Here is a 317-nt window from a genome sequence, read left to right as displayed (position 1 = left end):
TGGACTCGCCTTAGACTTGAATATTCAAGACACTTAACAAGTGTTTTAAGAACTCAATTTTTTTCGTATTAACACAACGACAGACATCATTGTATTAATTACTATCAGCTTTCCAAATTGTTAAAGAACAATGCATACCGGCTCGCGGTGCATGTCGCTCTCCCTTCCCTTACAGGAAGTTCAACAAGCCATCTGTGTGAACACTCAACAAACATCGAGTTAGTCGTATAGGTAAGGAGGTGATCCAGCCCCAGGTTCCCCTAGGGCTACCTTGTTACGACTTCACCCCAGTCATGAACCACAAAGTGGTGAGCGCC

At 43.8% G+C, this 317-nt stretch carries 1 rRNA gene; it reads right to left on the bottom strand.

From position 1 onward, the window contains the following. Nucleotides 1-232: 232 nt before the first annotated feature. A 16S ribosomal RNA gene (locus tag MMG82_RS21460) occupies nucleotides 233-317 on the bottom strand; the annotation flags it as partial.

Origin of the sequence: Shewanella sp. MM_2022_3, assembly GCF_022557375.1 — a bacterium.
GTDB classification, from domain to species: Bacteria; Pseudomonadota; Gammaproteobacteria; order Enterobacterales; family Shewanellaceae; genus Shewanella; species Shewanella xiamenensis.
Note: the sequence above shows the minus strand (reverse complement) of the source record. Positions and strands in the feature narration are given on the sequence as shown.